1 pseudogene is annotated in these 251 nt (G+C 54.6%); it reads right to left on the reverse strand.

Features of this window, described 5'->3' with window-relative positions:
- Nucleotides 1-251, reverse strand: a pseudogene (locus CI957_RS10505) (monomethylamine:corrinoid methyltransferase); the annotation flags it as partial.

Consider the following 251-nt stretch of genomic DNA (forward strand, 5'->3'; position numbering starts at 1 on the left):
CCGGCGTAGCCTCCGAAAATTGGCATCTGTTCATCCATGATGATGTCACTGTTACCCTTGTAGTGGGCAATGACAGCGATTGCGTCAAGATCGATCTTAAGTTCGTTCAGCTGGGAGACTTCGTGGCTGTCGTTGGAGTTCATACCACCGGCACAGTCTGCACCGATGTTACCCTGGGCAGACAGAGAAGTCTCAGGGCCCTAAACTGCCATACCGGGACGACCTGCCATGGAAGCGGCGGTCCTGATCTG

This window comes from Methanohalophilus sp. WG1-DM, from assembly GCF_004104135.1.
GTDB lineage: Archaea > Halobacteriota > Methanosarcinia > Methanosarcinales > Methanosarcinaceae > Methanohalophilus > Methanohalophilus euhalobius.